Below are 17,448 nucleotides of genomic sequence, written 5' to 3' on the forward strand. Positions count from 1 at the left end.
TTGGTCTGGACCTCTTGACGATTGGTCCAGACCTTCCTAATCTCACCGAGCACACTGCGGTGAGTGCGCCATGACAAGGCGTGCTCTGGGCGGCGCAGGGATTGCAGTCCACGGACCACCCCCCGTTTGTCGGACCTCACCCGAGGAGCACCGTTGAGCACTGAGACCCCCCCACGCCGGGCCGGATTCAGACAGCGACTCATTACCGGCACCACCATCCGATCCAAGGCCGTAGCGGGCGTCACCGCTCTGCTTCTGCCGCTCGCGGCGATGGTTGGCCTCGCCAGCCCCGCCGAGGCCGCCACATCGGCGACCGCCACCTACGTCAAGAAGTCCGACTGGGGCACCGGCTTCGAAGGCCAGTGGACGGTGAAGAACACCGGAACCACCTCGCTCTCCTCCTGGACGATCGAGTGGGACTTCCCCTCCGGCACCGCGGTCACCTCCGCCTGGGACGCCACCGTCACCAGCTCCGGAACCCACTGGACCGCCAAGAACCTCAGCTGGAACGGCTCCGTAGCCCCCGGCGCCAGCATCAGCTTCGGCTTCAACGGGACCGGCTCCGGCTCCCCCAGCGGCTGCAAGCTGAGCGGCGCCTCCTGTGACGGCGGCAGCGTCCCCGGCGACAACGCCCCCTCCGCGCCGGGCACCCCCGCCGCGAGCTCCATCACCGACACCTCGGCGAAGCTCACCTGGACCGCGGCGACGGACGACAACGGCATCAAGAACTACGACGTCCTGCGTGACGGCACGAAGGTCGCCACGGTTACCGGTACGACGTACACCAACACCGGCCTGACCGCGGGCACCGACTACTCGTACACCGTGCAGGCCCGCGACACCGCCGACCAGACAGGGCCCGTCAGCGGCTCGGTCGCGGTCCGCACCACCGGTGGCGGCGGCAATCCCGACCCGGGCGGCAACGTGAAGCTCGGCTACTTCACCGAGTGGGGCGTCTACGGGCGCAACTACCACGTGAAGAACCTGGACACGTCCGGCTCCGCCGCGAAGATCACGCACATCAACTACGCCTTCGGCAACGTCCAGGGCGGCAAGTGCACCATCGGTGACGCCTACGCCGACTACGACAAGGCGTACACGGCCGACCAGTCCGTCGACGGCGTCGCGGACACCTGGGACCAGCCGCTGCGCGGCAACTTCAACCAGCTGCGCAAGCTCAAGGCGAAGTACCCGAACATCAAGGTCCTCTGGTCCTTCGGCGGCTGGACCTGGTCCGGCGGCTTCGGTGCCGCGGCCCAGAACCCGGCCGCGTTCGCCCAGTCCTGCTACGACCTGGTGGAGGACCCCCGTTGGGCCGATGTCTTCGACGGCATCGACATCGACTGGGAGTACCCCAACGCCTGCGGTCTCACCTGTGACACCAGCGGCCCGGCCGCACTGAAGAACGTCGCCTCCGCGCTGCGCACCAAGTTCGGCGCCAACAACCTCGTCACCGCCGCCATCACCGCGGACGGCTCCGCCGGCGGCAAGATCGACGCCGCTGACTACGCGGGCGCCGCGCAGTCCATGGACTGGTACAACGTGATGACGTACGACTTCTTCGGCGCCTGGGCGGACAAGGGCCCGACGGCCCCGCACTCGCCGCTCACCTCGTACACCGGCATCCCGCAGGCCGGCTTCACCGCCGCCGACGCGATCGCCAAGCTCAAGGCAAAGGGCGTCCCCGCCAAGAAGCTGCTGCTCGGCATCGGCTTCTACGGCCGCGGCTGGACCGGCGTCACCCAGTCCGCCCCGGGCGGCACGGCGACCGGCGCGGCCCAGGGAACGTACGAAGCGGGCATCGAGGACTACAAGGTCCTCAAGAACAGCTGCCCGGCCACCGGCACCGTCGCCGGCACCGCCTACGCCCACTGCGGCACCAACTGGTGGAGCTACGACACCCCGGCCACCGTCACCTCGAAGATGACGTGGGCGAAGAACCAGGGGCTGGGTGGCGCCTTCTTCTGGGAGTTCAGCGGTGACACCGCCAACGGCGAACTGGTGAGCGCGATCAACAGCGGTCTCCAGTAATCCCCGTGCCGTAGCACCACCGCACAGCCCGCACAGCCCGCACAGCCCCGGAAAGCAGCCGGGGAGACAGGTCCGTCCCCTGTCTCCCCGGTTTTTCGCTGTCTGTGTACGGCCCTCAGGCCACGTTCACCCTCTGGCCGGGCGGCGCCGCCTCCAGCCAGGCGAGGAAGCCGGTGAGGGCGTCCTCGCTCATCGCCAGCTCCAGGCGCGTCCCGCGGTGGAGACAGCCGAGCACGACGGAATCGGACAGGAGCGCGAGCTCTTCCTCGCCCTCGGGCAGCCGACGGGCGACCACCTCGATCGAGGCACGCTCCAGGGCACGGCGAGGACGGGGATCGTAGGAGAAGACCCGGAACCAGTCGACCCGGTCGCCGCTGTAGCGGGCGACGCCGTACACCCAGCCCTTGCCGGTGGGGTCCGGTTCCTTGGAAATGTCCCAGCGCAGACTGCAGTCGAACGTACCGCCGGAGCGCTGGATCAGCCGGCGACGCAGGCCGAACACGAACAGACCCAACAGGACCAGTACGACGACCAGACCGCCAACCCACAGAGCGAGGACCATCTCCACCGACCTCCTCGCAACGTCGATTACGGATATCCGGACCGAACTGCATCTGCATTGCCTCAGCCGCGGCACGGTCTGGAGAATTCCAGCTCGGGCCGCGGCTGAGTAAAAACATCTGTCGGCGGGGGTGCTAGTGCAGCACCGCCACCGCGCGCAGTCGTACATCGGCGCGCCGCTCGGCGGCGCCGTCCGTGTCCGACTTCGCGCGCTCCAGCGCACGCTCGGCGCGCTGGACATCGATCTCGTCCGCCAGCTCGGCGATCTCCGCCAGCAGCGACAGCTTGTCGTCCGCGAACGAGATGAATCCACCGTGCACAGCGGCGACGACGGTGTCGCCTCCACTGGTACGGATCGTCACCGGGCCCGATTCCAGCACACCGAGAAGCGGCTGGTGACCGGGCATGACGCCGATGTCGCCGGACGTGGTACGCGCGACGACCAGGGTGGCCTCGCCGGACCAGACACTGCGGTCCGCGGCGACCAGCTCGACATGCAGCTCAGCAGCCAAGGGTGGCTCCTCGGGTCACCACCCGGCGGTCGAGCCGGGTGTTGGGTCAATTCTACGGGGCGTGGTGAGGGGGGCGGGACACACCCACCCCCCTCGGTGAGCCGGAGGCTCAGGAGACGCCGAGCTCCTTGGCGTTGGCCTTGAGGTCCTCAATGCCACCGCACATGAAGAACGCCTGCTCCGGGAAGTGGTCGTACTCACCGTCGCAGATCGAGTTGAACGCGGCGATCGACTCGTCGAGCGGCACGTCCGAACCGTCCAGGCCGGTGAACTGCTTGGCGGCGTGGGTGTTCTGCGACAGGAAGCGCTCGACGCGACGGGCACGGTGGACAACGAGCTTGTCCTCCTCGCCCAGCTCGTCGATACCGAGGATCGCGATGATGTCCTGGAGGTCCTTGTACTTCTGCAGGATTCCCTTGACACGGGTAGCCGTGTCGTAGTGGTCCTGCGTGATGTAGCGCGGGTCCAGGATGCGGGACGTGGAGTCCAGCGGGTCCACGGCCGGGTAGATGCCCTTCTCGGAGATCGGACGGGAAAGAACCGTCGTCGCGTCGAGGTGGGCGAACGTGGTGGCCGGGGCCGGGTCGGTCAGGTCGTCCGCGGGGACGTAGATCGCCTGCATCGAGGTGATCGAGTGACCACGCGTCGAGGTGATGCGCTCCTGGAGCACACCCATCTCGTCGGCCAGGGTCGGCTGGTAACCCACTGCGGACGGCATACGGCCGAGCAGCGTGGAGACCTCGGAACCGGCCTGCGTGAAGCGGAAAATGTTGTCGATGAAGAGCAGCACGTCCTGCTTCTGCACATCGCGGAAGTACTCCGCCATGGTCAGGGCGGACAGGGCCACGCGAAGACGCGTGCCCGGCGGCTCGTCCATCTGGCCGAAGACCAGCGCGGTCTTCTCCAGAACACCCGAGTCCGTCATCTCGTCGATGAGGTCGTTGCCCTCACGGGTACGCTCACCGACGCCGGCGAACACCGACACACCGTCGTGCAGCTTCGCCACGCGCATGATCATTTCCTGGATGAGGACCGTCTTGCCGACGCCCGCACCACCGAACAGACCGATCTTGCCGCCCTTGACGTACGGGGTCAGCAGGTCGACGACCTTCAGGCCGGTCTCGAACATCTCGGTCTTGGACTCGAGCTGGTCGAAGGCCGGGGCCTTGCGGTGGATCGGCCAGCGCTCGGTGATCTGAGCTTCGGCTTCCGGCTCGTTCAGGATCTGACCGAGGGTGTTGAACACCTTGCCCTTGGTGATGTCACCGACCGGCACCATGATGCCCTTGCCGGTGTTGGTCACCGGGGCCTGGCGGACCAGACCGTCGGTGGGCTGCATCGAGATCGCACGGACCACGCCGTCACCCAGGTGCTGGGCGACTTCGAGGGTCAGCGTCTTGCGAGCGCCGTCCTCGGCCGGGTCGTCGACCTCGACGTGCAGTGCGTTGTAGATCTCCGGCATCGCGTCGACGGGGAACTCCACGTCGACGACCGGGCCGATGACCCGGGCGACGCGGCCCGTGGCAGCGGCCGTCTCAACAGTGGTCGTCATTACTTGTCACTCCCCGCGGTCGCGTCGGCCAGAGCACTGGCACCGCCGACGATCTCGCTGATTTCCTGGGTGATTTCGGCCTGGCGGGCCGCGTTGGCAAGCCGGGAGAGGCTCTTGATGAGATCCCCGGCGTTGTCGGTCGCCGACTTCATCGCGCGGCGGCGGGCGGCGTGCTCGGAAGCAGCAGCCTGCAGCAGTGCGTTGTAGATACGGCTCTCGACGTAGCGCGGCAGGAGGGCGTCGAGGACGTCCTCCGCCGACGGCTCGAAGTCGAACAGCGGAAGGATCTCGCCCTTCGTACCGCTCTCCTCCGCAACCTTGTCGAGCGAGAGCGGCAGCATCCGGTTGTCCACCGGGTTCTGCGTCATCATCGACACGAACTCGGTGAAGACGATGTGCAGTTCGTCGACGCCGCCCTCGGCCGAGTCCTTCTGGATGGCCTCGATCAGGGGCGCGGCGACATTCTTGGCATCCCCGTACGCCGGGCTGTCGGTGAAGCCGGTCCAGGACTCCGCGACCTTGCGCTCGCGGAAGCCGTAGTAGGCGACACCCTTGCGGCCGACGATGTACGTGTCGACCTCCTTGCCCTCACCTGCGAGCCGCTCCCGGAGCCGCTCCGCCGCCTTGATGGCGTTGGAGGAGTAGCCGCCGGCCAGACCGCGGTCGCTCGTGATGAGCAGGACTGCGGCGCGGGCCGGGGACTCGGCTTCGGTGGTGAGCGGGTGCTTGGTGGTGGAGCCGGTCGCCACCGCGGTCACCGCACGGTTCAGCTCGGTCGCGTACGGCATCGAAGCCTGCACCTTGCGCTGCGCCTTGACGATGCGCGAGGCGGCGATCATTTCCATCGCCTTGGTGATCTTCTTGGTCGCGGTGACGGCTTGGATGCGGCGCTTGTAAACGCGAAGCTGAGCGCCCATCGATCAGCCCTCGCCCAGAAGCTTGCCGTCCGAGGTCTCGAACTGCTGCTTGAAGGCGGCGATCGCGTCAGCGATCGACTGCAGCGTGTCGTCGGACATCTTGCCGCCCTCGGCGATGCTGGTCAGGAGGTCCTTGCGCTCGCGGCGCAGGTACTCCAGCAGCTCGCTCTCGAAGCGACGGATGTCCTCGACCGGGACGTCGTCCATCTTGCCGGTGGTGCCGGCCCAGACGGAGACGACCTGCTCCTCGACCGGGAAGGGGGCGTACTGCGGCTGCTTCAGCAGCTCGACCATGCGCTTACCGCGCTCCAGCGAAGCCTTGGAGGCCGCGTCCAGGTCGGAACCGAAGGCGGCGAACGCCTCCAGCTCGCGGTACTGGGCGAGGTCCACACGAAGACGGCCGGAGACCTGCTTCATGGCCTTGTGCTGGGCGGAGCCACCGACTCGGGAGACCGAGATACCGACGTTGAGCGCCGGACGCTGACCCGCGTTGAACAGGTCGGACTCCAGGAAGCACTGGCCGTCGGTGATGGAGATGACGTTGGTCGGAATGAACGCCGACACGTCGTTCGCCTTGGTCTCGACGATCGGGAGACCCGTCATCGAGCCCTTGCCCATCTCGTCGGAGAGCTTGGCGCAACGCTCCAGCAGACGCGAGTGCAAGTAGAAGACGTCGCCCGGGTATGCCTCACGGCCCGGCGGGCGGCGCAGCAGCAGCGACACGGCGCGGTAGGCGTCGGCCTGCTTCGACAGGTCGTCGAAGATGATCAGGACGTGCTTGCCGGCGTACATCCAGTGCTGGCCGATGGCCGAACCGGTGTACGGCGCCAGGTACTTGAAGCCAGCCGGGTCGGACGCCGGGGCGGCGACGATGGTCGTGTACTCGAGCGCGCCGGCCTCTTCGAGGGCACCACGCACGGAGGCGATGGTGGACCCCTTCTGACCGATGGCGACGTAGATGCAGCGCACCTGCTTGTTCACGTCGCCCGAGCGCCAGTTGTCGCGCTGGTTGATGATCGTGTCGACGGCCAGAGCGGTCTTACCCGTCTGACGGTCACCAATGATCAGCTGACGCTGGCCGCGGCCGATCGGCACCATGGCGTCGACGGCCTTGTAGCCGGTCTGCATCGGCTCGTGCACCGACTTGCGGACCATGACGCCAGGGGCCTGCAGCTCGAGCGCGCGGCGGCTGTCGGTCGCGATCTCGCCGAGACCGTCGATCGGGTTGCCGAGCGGGTCGACGACGCGGCCGAGGTAACCCTCGCCTACGCCGACGGAGAGCACCTCACCGGTGCGCTGCACCGGCTGGCCCTCTTCGATTCCGCTGAACTCGCCGAGGACGATCGCACCGATCTCGCGCTCCTCGAGGTTGAGGGCGAGACCGAGGGTTCCGTCCTCGAACTTCAGCAGCTCGTTCGCCATAGCGGAGGGCAGGCCCTCCACCTTCGCGATGCCGTCGCCGGCAACGCTGACCGTACCGACCTCCTCGCGCGAGGCCGCGTCCGGCTTGTACGACTGGACAAAGTTCTCCAGCGCGTCCCGGATCTCCTCCGGCCGGATCGTGAGCTCCGCCATCTGGGTTCCCTGCTCTCCTTGTTGGGCCCGAAGTTTCTTAAGGGGGTCTGGGGGCGACCCCCAGGAATCTTCTGCAATTTCTGCACGGCCCAACCGGGCCGCTGTTCTTGCTCGTTCAGTTGGTGCTTGTGCGCTGCGCGCTGTCAGCCGGCCATCCGGCGGGTGGCCTCTTCGAGGCGCTCCGCGATCGTGCCGTTGATGACCTCGTCACCGACGCGCACCGAGATCCCGCCGAGGACCGCGGGGTCCACGTCCAGGTTCAGGTGCATCTGCCGGCCGTAGATCTTCGCCAGGGCGGCGCCGAGGCGCTGCTTCTGCCGATCGGACAGCGGTACCGCCGAGGTGACGACGGCGACCATGCGGTCCCGGCGCTCCGCGGCGAGCTTGGACAGGGAGTCGAGTCCCGCCTCCAGGCTACGTCCACGGGGCTGGGTCACGAGGCGCGTGACGACTCGCTCGGTGACGGGCTGCGCCTTGCCGCCGAGCAGGCTGCGGAGCAGCTCGCTCTTGGCGGCGGTGGACGCGGTCCGGCTGGTCAGGGCGGAACGCAGTTCCTTGTCGGAACCGACGATCCGGCCGAACCGGAAGAGCTCGTCCTCGACGTCGTCGAGTGCACCCGCGCGCTGGGCCGCGGTGAGGTCTGCGGTGTTCGCCAGCTCCTCGACCGAGTCGACCAGGTCACGCGACTGCGACCAGCGGGAACGGACCATGCCGGAGACCAGGTCCACGGCTTCGCCGCCCACCTGACCGCTCAGCAGTCGTCCGGCCAGCTCGGCCTTGGCCTCGCCGCTCTGCGACGGGTCGGTGAAGACCCGGCGCAGCGATACCTCGCGGTGGAGCAGCGCGGTGACGGCTGCCAGCTCCTCGGCGAGCTTCGCCGCGTCGACCGACGTGTTGTCGGTCAGTGCGTCGAGACGCTCACGTGCGCCAGCCAGTGCCTCGCGGCTCGCTCCGTTCATCGGACGGCCTCGGCCTTCGCCTCGAGTTCATCGAGGAAACGGTCGACGGTGCCGCTCTGCCGGGCGTGGTCCTCGAGGGACTCGCCGACGAGCTTGCCGGCCAGGGCGGTGGCGAGCGTGCCCACGTCCTGACGCAGCGCGGAGGACGCGGCCTTGCGGTCGGCCTCGATCTGGGCGTGGCCGGCGGCGATGATCTCTTCGCGCTGCCGCTGACCTTCCGCCCTCATCTCCTGGATGATGACGACACCCTGCTCCTGCGCCTCCTGGCGCATACGAGCGGCTTCGTGGCGGGCCTCGGCGAGCTGAGCCTTGTACTGCTCAAGAACGCTCTGGGCCTCGGTCTGGGCCGCATCGGCCTTTTCGATACCGCCTTCGATGGCCTCGCGACGCTCGTCCAGAACCTTGTTGATGTTCGGGAGAAGCTTCCAGGCGAGGAGACCGAAGACGATGAGGAAGGCGATGAGGCCGATGACGAGCTCTGGAATCGGCGGGATGAGGGGACTTTCCATCTCCTCAGCCGCGACCGTAAGCAGCTGGCTCACATCAGTGCCTTTCGTCTAGTGGGCTGGTCGTAGATCCGAAGATCTTTACTGGCCGTAGACGAACGGCATGACCAGACCGATGAGGGCGAGCGCCTCACAGAAGGCGAAGCCGAGGATCTGGTTGGCGCGGATGAGACCGGCAGCCTCGGGCTGACGGGCAAGAGCCTGGGTGCCGTTACCGAAGATGATGCCGACGCCGACGCCGGGGCCGATGGCGGCGAGGCCGTAACCAATGGAGCCGAGGGAGCCGGTGACGGCAGCAAGGGTCTGGGACATGCCAGTTCTTCCTTCTCTTTCACGGACCGGTGGGGGTTGGCCACCGGACGACTGGGGACAGGGACGGGTGCTCAGTGGTGCTTGGCGAGCGCGCCCTGAATGAAGGTGCAGGTCAGGAGTACGAAGACGTACGCCTGCAGCGCCTGGACAAAGAGCTCGAACGCGGTCATCACGATGACCATCACGAACGAGACGCCGGCGTAGGCGATACCGATGCCGTTGAGCAGGTACCAGCTGGCGATCGTGAACAGCAGCAGGAGGGTGTGACCAGCAAACATGTTCGCGAAGAGTCGCACCGCGTGGGTGAACGGCCTGACCAGCAGGTTCGAGAAGAACTCGATGAACATGGCCAGCGGAAGCACCGGGCCGAGCGACTTGTCGTAGCCCGTGATGTTCTTCCAGCCACCGATGAAGCCGTGGCGCTTGAAGGTCAGGCTGACCCACAGCACGTAGACGATCGCAGCCAGTACAGCCGGGTACGCGATGATCGACGTCACCGGGAACTGGGCGACCGGAATGATCGACCAGAGGTTCATCATCCAGACGAAGAAGAACAGCGAGACGACGAGGGGGACGTACTTCTCACCCTCGCGCTTGCCGATCGTCTCGTAGACGATGCCGCGGCGGATGAAGTCGTAACCCACCTCCGCGATCGACTGCAGCTTGCCGGGGACCATCTTGGGCTTGCGGAAAGCCGCCCAGAAGAAGCCGACGATGATGAGCGAACCGAGGAGCGCGAGCAGCATCGGCTTGTTGAAGTACAAGTTGCTGTCCGGGTCACCCCACAGCGGCTCGAACAGGAACGAGTGCAAGCCGGGTGCCGGGAAACCACAACCGTCGAAGATGTGGCAATCGGTCTCGAAGGCGAGCACCTGTGTCGGGTCAGCACTCACCGCGGGCTCCTTCAGCGTGGCGCATAGGTACGGCAACCTCGTTGTGTCGGCGCGGCGCGCAGCCGCGGTTCGGCACTGGACTGGTGTTACGGATGTGTGAGCGGCAGTCAGGCATTGAGCCTCGCGATCGAGCAGGCGTCAGCTCACATGCCCGCGCCCGCAGTGCCGCAGTTGGAACCGGACGATAGCAGGGTCCCGAACCTGCGCTTATTCCGCCCCTACCCTTCACGTCGAAGACCCCGAGTTCTTGGGCTTGTCGCCCTTGTCGGAGTCGGGTTCGACGTAAAGGATCTTGGCCTTCATGTGCGCACGCGCCTGTGCGCCGATCCACGCGAGAGTCGTCGCGACCAGCGTGATCGCGAAGGCCTTCGGGTTGAACACCTCGGTGTTCTTGAACGCGGCGACGAAAATGAACAGCAGCAGGAGCTGTGCCGTGTACAGCATCAGCCCCATCGCCTGGAACAGGTGCGGGAGGGACCTGGCGGTCCGTTGCAGAACGACCAGCCCGATCCCCATGAAGAGGATCACCACCAGCGTCGCAACGACCGCACCCAGGACTCCCTTGCCGCCGGCGACCGCACCGCTGATCGCGGCGGCGACAGCGCCGACGGCAGCAGTGGGTACGGCGGTCTGGAGGAGGGTCCGGACGTCGTTGGACGGCATGGCGGCAACTCCGCTCTGCAGGGGGTGGGCAGTAGGTGTCGTCATGGACGAGCGTAGGCCCGGCGCGAGTCGATGCTCGGCCAATGGACCCTCTTACCAAGGTCCTTCGGCTCTACCACCGGGTCTCGTGAACGGTATCACAAACTATTTGATGAGGTCTTTACCTGAAAAGTGTGCCAACTGTCACACATGAGAGTGACCCTGCGCGTTTGCGCGGGACAAACCAACGCATTGTCTGGTAAAGGGCATTGATGTCCGAAACGTCAACGCGATGAATCGGCCCTGCGCCGCTCGTGCGTACGCCCGCGGGAGCCGATCGCCGTCGCCCCGTTGACGCCCGAGACTCCGACCGCCACCGGGGTCCGCTCAGGGGCCTCCGGCGCCATCTGCGGGTCGTCCGGGCCCTGTTGCCCGTACGCGACCACGTGTTGCGACCTGGCCACGTGCCTGCGGCGCCGGTAGCGGGGCGGTACGAACGAGTCGGCCCAGTCCGGGGTGCGGGGCGTGAAGCGGGGCATCAGCAGCAGGATCAGGCCCACCGCACTCGCACCCATGATCGTGAGCACGATCCACATCGACGCCGAGTGGACCGAGTACCCGACCGCACCGAAGGCGATCAAGGCGGACCAGAAGTACATGATCATGACGGCCCGGCTGTGCGAGTGGCCGATCTCCAGCAGCCGGTGGTGCAGATGCCCGCGGTCGGCGGCGAACGGCGACTGACCGTTCCAGGTGCGCCGCACGATCGCCAGCACCAGGTCGGCGGCCGGGATCGCGATGATCGTCAGCGGCAGGAGCAGCGGGATGAAGACCGGCAGCATCGCGTGGGTCGCCTGCCGCTCGCTGCCCTCGAACAGCTTCATCGTGTCCGGGTCCACCTGTCCGGTGACGGAGATCGCGCCCGCCGCGAGGACCAGACCGATCAGCATCGATCCGGAGTCGCCCATGAAGATCCGCGCGGGGTGCATGTTGTGCGGCAGGAACCCGAGGCACATGCCCATCAGGATCGCCGCGAAGAGCGTCGCGGGGGCGGCCGCCTCGATCCCGTACCCGTACCAGAGCCGGTAGGTGTAGAGGAAGAACGCGGCGGAGGCGATGCACACCATGCCGGCCGCCAGGCCGTCCAGGCCGTCCACGAAGTTCACCGCGTTGATGGTGATGACGACCAGCGCGACCGTGAGCAGCGTGCCCTGCCACTGGGTGAGGGCGACCGTGCCCACGCCGGGGATCGGCAGCCACAGGACCGTGAGGCCCTGGATGACCATGACGGCGGCGGCGATCATCTGCCCGCCGAGCTTGATCAGTGCGTCGAGTTCGAACTTGTCGTCCAGGACGCCGATCAGCCAGATCAGCGCGGCGCCGGAGAGCAACGCCCTTGGCTCGTTGGAGAGTTCGAAGACATCCGTGAGGTTGTTCAGATGGGCGGCGACGATCAGTCCCGCGCACAGTCCGCCGAACATGGCGATGCCACCGAGCCGCGGTGTCGGTTCTCGGTGTACATCACGCGCACGGATCGCGGGCATGGCCCCGATCGCGATGGCGAACTTTCGCACCGGTCCGGTCAGCAGATAGGTAACTGCGGCCGTGACACAGAGCGTCAGCAGGTAATCACGCACGGGCTGCCCCACAGAAATCGCCGACCATCTCAGCCCCACACCCTAGCCTCAAGAACAAGGACTCCACGGTACGGGAGATGGTTGCACCTGCTTCGCCTACCCCGGATAGGGCGGATTCATCGCCGTGAGTTCCCGCACGTCCGCCAGCAGATGGCCGGCGTCGCCGGTCTCCCGGACCGCCGCACCGAAGAGCGCCGCGATCCGCACCATATCGGCTTCGTCCATGCCCTGCGTGGTGACGGCGGCCGTGCCCAGCCTGATGCCCCGGGCGTCGCCGTAGGGCAGGGCGCAGGTGTCCAGGACCACACCCGCCGCCGCCAGCCGCTCGCGGGCGGTGCGGCCGTCGACGCCCAGGGGAGCCGGGTCCGCGACGATCAGATGGGTGTCGGTGCCCTCGGTGGTGACGTCGAAGCCCTCGGCCTCCAGCCCGGCGGCGAGTACCCGCGCATGGGCGACCACCTGATGGGCGTACAGCGCGAACGCCGGAGTCGCCGCCTCACCGAAGGCGACGGCCTTTGCCGCGACCGTGTGCATCTGGGCGCCGCCCTGGGTGAACGGGAACACCGCGCGGTCGATCCGCTCCGCCAGTTCCGGACCGCAGAGGATCATGCCGCCGCGCGGCCCCCGCAGCACCTTGTGCGTGGTCGCGCAGACCACGTCCGCGTACGGCACGGGGCTGGGCGCCGCTCCCCCGGCGATCAGGCCCATCGGGTGGGCGGCGTCGGCGATCAGATACGCACCGACCTCGTCGGCGATCTCCCGGAACAGCTCGTAGTCGGGGTGCCGGGGGTACGAGATGGAACCGCACACGATGGCCTTGGGGCGCCGGGCCCGGGCCAGGGCGCGGACCTGTGCGTAGTCGATCAGACCGCTGTCGGGGTCCACGCCGTAGCCGACGAACTCGAACCAGCGGCCGGAGAAGTTGGCGGGCGAGCCATGGGTGAGGTGTCCCCCGTACGGGAGTCCCATGGCCAGCACCGTGTCGCCGGGGCGCAGCAGGGCGGCGTAGGCGGCGAGGACTGCCGAGGAGCCGGAGTGCGGCTGGACGTTGGCGTGCTCGGCGCCGAAGAGCGCGGTGGCCCGCTGGATCGCGATGCGTTCGGCGGCGTCGGCCTGTTCGCAGCCGCCGTGGTGACGAGCGCCGGGGTAGCCCTCGGCGTACTTGTTGGCGAGCGGGGAGCCGAGGGCGGCGAGGACCGCGGGCGAGGTGAAGTTCTCGGCGGCGATCAGCTGGAGGGTGCCGGCCTGCCGGTCCGCCTCCCCCAGCAGCACGTCGGCGATCTCCGGGTCGTGCCGGAGCAGGGCGCCGAAGTCCTGCGGGAGGGCTGTGCGCGAGCGGGACACGGCTGCGGGTGCGGCTGGAGTGGTGACCGGCATCTGACGGCTCCGGGCCTGGGGAGGGGTGGGCTCTCAGACCAATGTAGGCCCGTGCGCGGACCACTGCCTGCTGCCGGACGGCCCAGTAGGCCGGTCGGCGCACGACCTGTGCGCCATAGGGCTCAGTGCGGGTGCCTGCGCCCGACGGCGACGGCGTCAGTGCGGGGTCTGTACGCCTGTCAGCGCCGTGACGACGGGGTCGAGGGCCTGGTTGATCTCGTCGCCGATGGAGCGGAAGAACGTGATCGGGGCGCCGTACGGGTCGTACACCTCGTCCGCCTCCGCGGTGGGGGCCAGCAGCCAGCCGCGCAGCGCCGCCGCCGCGCGCACCAGGGCGCGCGCGCGCTCGACGACGCCCTCGTCGCGCGCGTCCGGGAGCGTGGCGGGGTCTATGGCCCGGACGAGCCGGGTGAACTCCTTGAGCGTGAACGTCCGCAGCCCGGCCGAGTGGCCCATGGAGATCACCTGGGCCCGGTGGTCGCGGGTGGCGGTGAGCACGAGGTCGGCGCGGATCACGTGCTCGTCGAGCAGCTCGCGGCCGACGAAGCCGGTGGCGTCGGCGCCGAAGTCGGCGAGGACGACCTCGGCGTTGGCCTCCATGGGGGCGCCTTCGTGCCCCCAGGTGCCCGCGCTCTCCACGATCAGGCCGCCGCTGAGCGGATCGCCGAGGCGGTCCACCAGGGCATGCCGGGTCAGCCGCTCGGTGATCGGTGAGCGGCAGACGTTGCCGGTGCTGACGTGGAGGATGCGGAAAGTGTCGGTCTGCCGCGCTATGCCACGCCCCTCAGGGGCGGTCAATTGGCCACCTCGAGGTCGGGTACCACCTTGCGCAGCTCCTCTACGGAGAGCGCGCCGGCGCGCAGCAGGACCGGGATCTTGCCCGTGACGTCGACGATGGAGGACGGCACGATGCCGGGCGTCGGACCGCCGTCGAGGTAGACGGAGACGGAGTCGCCCAGCATCTCCTGGGCGGCGTCGCAGTCCTCCGGCGAGGGGTGTCCGGTGAGGTTGGCACTGGAGACGGCCATCGGGCCGACTTCGGTGAGCAGCTCGATGGCCACCGGGTGCAGGGGCATCCGGATGGCGACGGTGCCCCGGGTGTCGCCGAGGTCCCACTGGAGCGAGGGCTGGTGCTTGGCGACGAGGGTGAGCGCGCCGGGCCAGAAGGCGTCGACGAGCTCCCACGCCTGCTCGGAGAAGTCCGTGACCAGGCCGTGCAGGGTGTTCGGGGAGCCGATCAGGACAGGGGTCGGCATATTGCGGCCGCGGCCCTTGGCGTCGAGCAGATCGCTGACACCCTCGGAGCTGAAGGCATCCGCACCGAGCCCGTACACGGTGTCGGTGGGCAGCACGACCAGTTCGCCGCGGCGGACGGCGGACGCGGCCTCACGCAGGCCGGTCGTACGGTCGGTCGCGTCGTTGCAGTCGTATCGCCGTGCCATCAGCCGGCCTCCTCAAGCATGTACGGGTATGGCGGGTACGGGTCGTGCGGGTCCGGATCGCCGGTCACGGCATGGCCTTGCGGGCGGTCGCGAAACGGGGCCGGTTATTCAGGTCGGGGTGGTCGGCCGCGTCGGCCCAGCCCCGCTCCTCGGTGAAGATCCACGGCACCTGGCCGCCCTGGGTATCGGCGTGCTCGATGACGACGAGGCCGCCGGGACGCAGCAGGCGGTGTGCGGTCCGTTCGATGGACCGGATGAGGTCGAGGCCGTCCTCGCCGGAGAAGAGGGCCATCTGCGGGTCGTGGTCACGGGCCTCGGGCGCCACGTACTCCCACTCGGTGAGCGGGATGTACGGCGGGTTGGAGATGACCAGGTCGACCTGGCCGTCGAGCTCGGGAAGGGCCGTAGCGGCGTCCCCGCGGTGGACGGTGACCCTGGACCCCTCGGCGTTCTTCCTGGTCCATGTGAGGGCGTCCTCGGACAGCTCCACACCGTGCACACGCGAGCGCGGCACCTCCTGTGCCATCGCGAGGGCGATGGCACCCGATCCCGTACAGAGATCGACGATGAGCGGTTCGACGACATCCATAGCGCGGACGGCGTCTATGGCCCAGCCGACGACGGATTCGGTCTCCGGGCGGGGCACGAAGACACCGGGCCCCACCTGGAGCTCCAGGTAGCGGAAGAAGGCGCGACCGGTGATGTGCTGGAGGGGTTCGCGGGCCTCACGGCGGGCGATGGTCTCCCAGTAGCGGGCGTCGAAGTCCCGGTCCGGCACGTTGTGCAGCTCGCCCCGCTTGACGCCGTGCACGAAGGCGGCGAGTTCCTCGGCGTCGAATCGCGGTGAAGGGACACCGGCGTCGGCCAGCCGCTGGGTGGCCTGGGCCACCTCGGCGAGCAGCAGGTTCATCGCGGTTCTCCGTACGGGGGTTACGGGCGGGGCGGGCGGGTTACGCGTTGGCGAGCTTGGCGGCCGAGTCGGCGTCGACGCATGCCTGGATGACGGCATCGAGGTCACCGTCGAGCACCTGGTCCAAGTTGTACGCCTTGAAGCCGACGCGGTGGTCCGAGATCCGGTTTTCCGGGAAGTTGTACGTGCGGATCTTCTCGGAGCGGTCGACGGTACGGACCTGGCTGCGGCGGACGTCGGAGGCTTCCTGCTCGGCCGCTTCCTGGGCCGCGGCGAGGAGCCGGGAACGCAGGATACGCATGGCCTGCTCCTTGTTCTGGAGCTGGCTCTTCTCGTTCTGGCAGGAGGCGACGACACCGGTCGGCAGGTGCGTGATGCGGACCGCGGAGTCGGTCGTGTTGACGGACTGGCCGCCGGGACCGGAGGAGCGGTAGACGTCGATACGCAGGTCGTTGGCGTGGATCTCGACCTCGACCTCTTCCGCCTCGGGCGTGACGAGCACTCCGGCGGCCGAGGTGTGGATACGGCCCTGGGACTCGGTGGAGGGCACGCGCTGCACACGGTGCACGCCGCCCTCGTACTTCATCCGGGCCCACACGCCCTGGCCGGGCTCGGTGGCACCGTTGCCGCCCTTGGTCTTCACGGCGACCTGGACGTCCTTGTAGCCGCCGAGCTCGGACTCGGTGGAGTCGATGATCTCGGTCTTCCAGCCGACGCGCTCGGCGTAGCGCAGATACATACGCAGCAGATCGCCGGCGAACAGGGCGGACTCGTCGCCGCCCGCGCCCGCCTTGATCTCCAGGAGCACGTCCTTGTCGTCGCTGGGGTCGCGCGGGACGAGGAGGAGGCGGAGCTTCTCGGTGAGTGCTTCGCGCTGCTTCTCCAGGTCCTTCACCTCGGCGGCGAAGTCCGGGTCGTCGGCCGCGAACTCGCGAGCGGTCTCGATGTCGTCGCCGGTGCGCTTCCAGGACAGGTACGTGGAGACGATCGGGGTCAGCTCCGCGTAGCGCTTGTTGAGCTTGCGCGCGTTGGCCTGGTCCGCGTGGACCGACGGGTCGGCGAGCTTCTTCTCGAGATCGGCATGTTCACCGATCAGTTCCTCGACCGCCTCGAACATCGGGGGCTCCTGGTTAGTTACGTCAACGGGCCTGCTGGAGGGCGTGCTGTCCGGGGGTTCCGGGGGGCGCCCCCGGACGTCCGGCCGGAAAAAACGCCGGTCCCGACGCCCCCTGGAATGAGGGCGTCGAGAACCGGCGCAGTGGCTCGCTACTTGCTGGCGGAGCCGGCAGCCTTGCCGAAGCGGGCCTCGAAGCGGGCCACGCGGCCACCGGTGTCGAGGATCTTCTGCTTGCCCGTGTAGAACGGGTGGCACTCGGAGCAGACCTCGGCGCGGATGGCGCCGTTGCCGATGGTGCTCCGGGTGGTGAACGACGCACCGCAGGTACAGCTGACCTGGGTCTCGACGTACTCGGGGTGAATGTCGCGCTTCAAGGTGTCTCCTAGTTTCGGGAGGGCTCCGGGTCGTCCGCGCGGATTGCGCGTCCGTGAACCGGGGCCGACGTACCAGTCTGCCAGGACTGGCCGTATCTCCCAAAACCGGGGTCCGGCCCCACGTATTCCCG

General features: G+C 68.1%; 18 protein-coding genes. 1 reads left to right on the forward strand and 17 read right to left on the reverse strand.

Annotated elements, in window-relative coordinates; all coding sequences use genetic code 11:
* Positions 1-153: 153 nt before the first annotated feature.
* Positions 154-2,031 (forward strand): glycosyl hydrolase family 18 protein, encoded by a 1,878-nt coding sequence (locus ACFT7S_RS05205; protein ID WP_382727172.1) that lies wholly within the window; start codon positions 154-156, stop codon positions 2,029-2,031.
* 115 nt (positions 2,032-2,146) lie between these two features.
* Here the strand turns inward: ACFT7S_RS05205 and ACFT7S_RS05210 are convergent, their stop codons facing one another.
* From ACFT7S_RS05210 to rpmE, 17 genes are all read right to left on the reverse strand, one after another.
* Positions 2,147-2,593 (reverse strand): DUF2550 domain-containing protein, encoded by a 447-nt coding sequence (locus ACFT7S_RS05210; RefSeq protein WP_382727174.1) that lies wholly within the window; start codon positions 2,591-2,593, stop codon positions 2,147-2,149.
* A 133-nt stretch (positions 2,594-2,726) separates the two neighbouring features.
* Entirely contained in the window at positions 2,727-3,104 is a 378-nt protein-coding gene (locus ACFT7S_RS05215) for a F0F1 ATP synthase subunit epsilon (protein ID WP_382727177.1), read from the reverse strand.
* A gap of 109 nt (positions 3,105-3,213) precedes the next feature.
* Positions 3,214-4,656, reverse strand: coding sequence for a F0F1 ATP synthase subunit beta (gene atpD, locus ACFT7S_RS05220; RefSeq protein ID WP_382727180.1), 1,443 nt, complete (start codon positions 4,654-4,656; stop codon positions 3,214-3,216).
* The gene (locus ACFT7S_RS05225; protein ID WP_382727183.1) at positions 4,656-5,573 is read right to left on the reverse strand and encodes a F0F1 ATP synthase subunit gamma; all 918 of its coding nucleotides are present in this window, start codon (positions 5,571-5,573) and stop codon (positions 4,656-4,658) included. Before ACFT7S_RS05225 ends, atpD begins: the two co-directional genes overlap by 1 nt.
* Before the next feature lie 3 nt (positions 5,574-5,576).
* Positions 5,577-7,148, reverse strand: coding sequence for a F0F1 ATP synthase subunit alpha (atpA, locus tag ACFT7S_RS05230; protein WP_173315996.1), 1,572 nt, complete (start codon positions 7,146-7,148; stop codon positions 5,577-5,579).
* Between the two features lie 143 nt (positions 7,149-7,291).
* Positions 7,292-8,107, reverse strand: a complete 816-nt coding sequence (locus tag ACFT7S_RS05235; protein WP_382727186.1) for a F0F1 ATP synthase subunit delta — start codon at positions 8,105-8,107, stop codon at positions 7,292-7,294.
* Entirely contained in the window at positions 8,104-8,649 is a 546-nt protein-coding gene (locus tag ACFT7S_RS05240; RefSeq protein ID WP_382727189.1) for a F0F1 ATP synthase subunit B, read from the reverse strand. Before ACFT7S_RS05240 ends, ACFT7S_RS05235 begins: the two co-directional genes overlap by 4 nt.
* 45 nt (positions 8,650-8,694) lie before the next feature.
* Positions 8,695-8,925 (reverse strand): ATP synthase F0 subunit C, encoded by a 231-nt coding sequence (gene atpE, locus ACFT7S_RS05245; RefSeq protein ID WP_250967599.1) that lies wholly within the window; start codon positions 8,923-8,925, stop codon positions 8,695-8,697.
* 71 nt (positions 8,926-8,996) lie between these two features.
* Positions 8,997-9,818: a F0F1 ATP synthase subunit A gene (gene atpB / locus ACFT7S_RS05250; RefSeq protein ID WP_382727192.1), complete on the reverse strand. Its 822-nt coding sequence runs from the start codon at positions 9,816-9,818 to the stop codon at positions 8,997-8,999.
* 225 nt (positions 9,819-10,043) lie between these two features.
* Entirely contained in the window at positions 10,044-10,481 is a 438-nt protein-coding gene (locus tag ACFT7S_RS05255) for a hypothetical protein (protein ID WP_382727677.1), read from the reverse strand.
* A 263-nt stretch (positions 10,482-10,744) separates the two neighbouring features.
* Positions 10,745-12,109, reverse strand: coding sequence for an MraY family glycosyltransferase (locus ACFT7S_RS05260; RefSeq protein ID WP_382727195.1), 1,365 nt, complete (start codon positions 12,107-12,109; stop codon positions 10,745-10,747).
* An 84-nt stretch (positions 12,110-12,193) separates the two neighbouring features.
* A complete protein-coding gene (gene glyA / locus ACFT7S_RS05265; protein ID WP_382727198.1) occupies positions 12,194-13,474 on the reverse strand; it encodes a serine hydroxymethyltransferase in 1,281 nt (426 codons plus the stop codon).
* Between the two features lie 156 nt (positions 13,475-13,630).
* The gene (locus ACFT7S_RS05270) at positions 13,631-14,272 is read right to left on the reverse strand and encodes a protein-tyrosine-phosphatase (RefSeq protein ID WP_382727201.1); all 642 of its coding nucleotides are present in this window, start codon (positions 14,270-14,272) and stop codon (positions 13,631-13,633) included.
* A complete protein-coding gene (locus ACFT7S_RS05275; protein WP_382727203.1) occupies positions 14,269-14,916 on the reverse strand; it encodes an L-threonylcarbamoyladenylate synthase in 648 nt (215 codons plus the stop codon). Before ACFT7S_RS05275 ends, ACFT7S_RS05270 begins: the two co-directional genes overlap by 4 nt.
* A 64-nt stretch (positions 14,917-14,980) precedes the next feature.
* Positions 14,981-15,826, reverse strand: coding sequence for a peptide chain release factor N(5)-glutamine methyltransferase (gene prmC / locus ACFT7S_RS05280; RefSeq protein WP_382727206.1), 846 nt, complete (start codon positions 15,824-15,826; stop codon positions 14,981-14,983).
* 40 nt (positions 15,827-15,866) lie between these two features.
* Positions 15,867-16,943 carry a peptide chain release factor 1 gene (prfA, locus tag ACFT7S_RS05285; protein ID WP_382727209.1) on the reverse strand — a complete coding sequence of 359 codons (1,077 nt, stop codon included), beginning with the start codon at positions 16,941-16,943 and terminating at the stop codon, positions 15,867-15,869.
* Positions 16,944-17,092: 149 nt separating this feature from the next.
* On the reverse strand, positions 17,093-17,317 hold the full coding sequence (gene rpmE / locus ACFT7S_RS05290; RefSeq protein WP_382727210.1) for a 50S ribosomal protein L31: 225 nt from the start codon (positions 17,315-17,317) through the stop codon (positions 17,093-17,095).
* Positions 17,318-17,448: the final 131 nt, after the last annotated feature.

This window comes from Streptomyces sp. NPDC057136 (assembly GCF_042670885.1).
GTDB lineage: Bacteria > Actinomycetota > Actinomycetes > Streptomycetales > Streptomycetaceae > Streptomyces.

Excerpts from the sequence above, each read along its gene's own strand:
- ACFT7S_RS05210 (WP_382727174.1), bottom strand. The coding sequence starts at position 2,593 with ATGGTCCTCGCTCTGTGGGTTGGCGGTCTGGTCGTCGTACTGGTCCTG.
- atpD (WP_382727180.1), bottom strand. The coding sequence starts at position 4,656 with ATGACGACCACTGTTGAGACGGCCGCTGCCACGGGCCGCGTCGCCCGG.
- prfA (WP_382727209.1), bottom strand. The coding sequence starts at position 16,943 with ATGTTCGAGGCGGTCGAGGAACTGATCGGTGAACATGCCGATCTCGAG.
- ACFT7S_RS05225 (WP_382727183.1), bottom strand. The coding sequence starts at position 5,573 with ATGGGCGCTCAGCTTCGCGTTTACAAGCGCCGCATCCAAGCCGTCACC.
- ACFT7S_RS05275 (WP_382727203.1), bottom strand. The coding sequence starts at position 14,916 with ATGGCACGGCGATACGACTGCAACGACGCGACCGACCGTACGACCGGC.
- ACFT7S_RS05255 (WP_382727677.1), bottom strand. The coding sequence starts at position 10,481 with ATGCCGTCCAACGACGTCCGGACCCTCCTCCAGACCGCCGTACCCACT.
- atpE (WP_250967599.1), bottom strand. The coding sequence starts at position 8,925 with ATGTCCCAGACCCTTGCTGCCGTCACCGGCTCCCTCGGCTCCATTGGT.
- glyA (WP_382727198.1), bottom strand. The coding sequence starts at position 13,474 with ATGCCGGTCACCACTCCAGCCGCACCCGCAGCCGTGTCCCGCTCGCGC.
- atpA (WP_173315996.1), bottom strand. The coding sequence starts at position 7,148 with ATGGCGGAGCTCACGATCCGGCCGGAGGAGATCCGGGACGCGCTGGAG.
- ACFT7S_RS05235 (WP_382727186.1), bottom strand. The coding sequence starts at position 8,107 with ATGAACGGAGCGAGCCGCGAGGCACTGGCTGGCGCACGTGAGCGTCTC.
- prmC (WP_382727206.1), bottom strand. The coding sequence starts at position 15,826 with ATGAACCTGCTGCTCGCCGAGGTGGCCCAGGCCACCCAGCGGCTGGCC.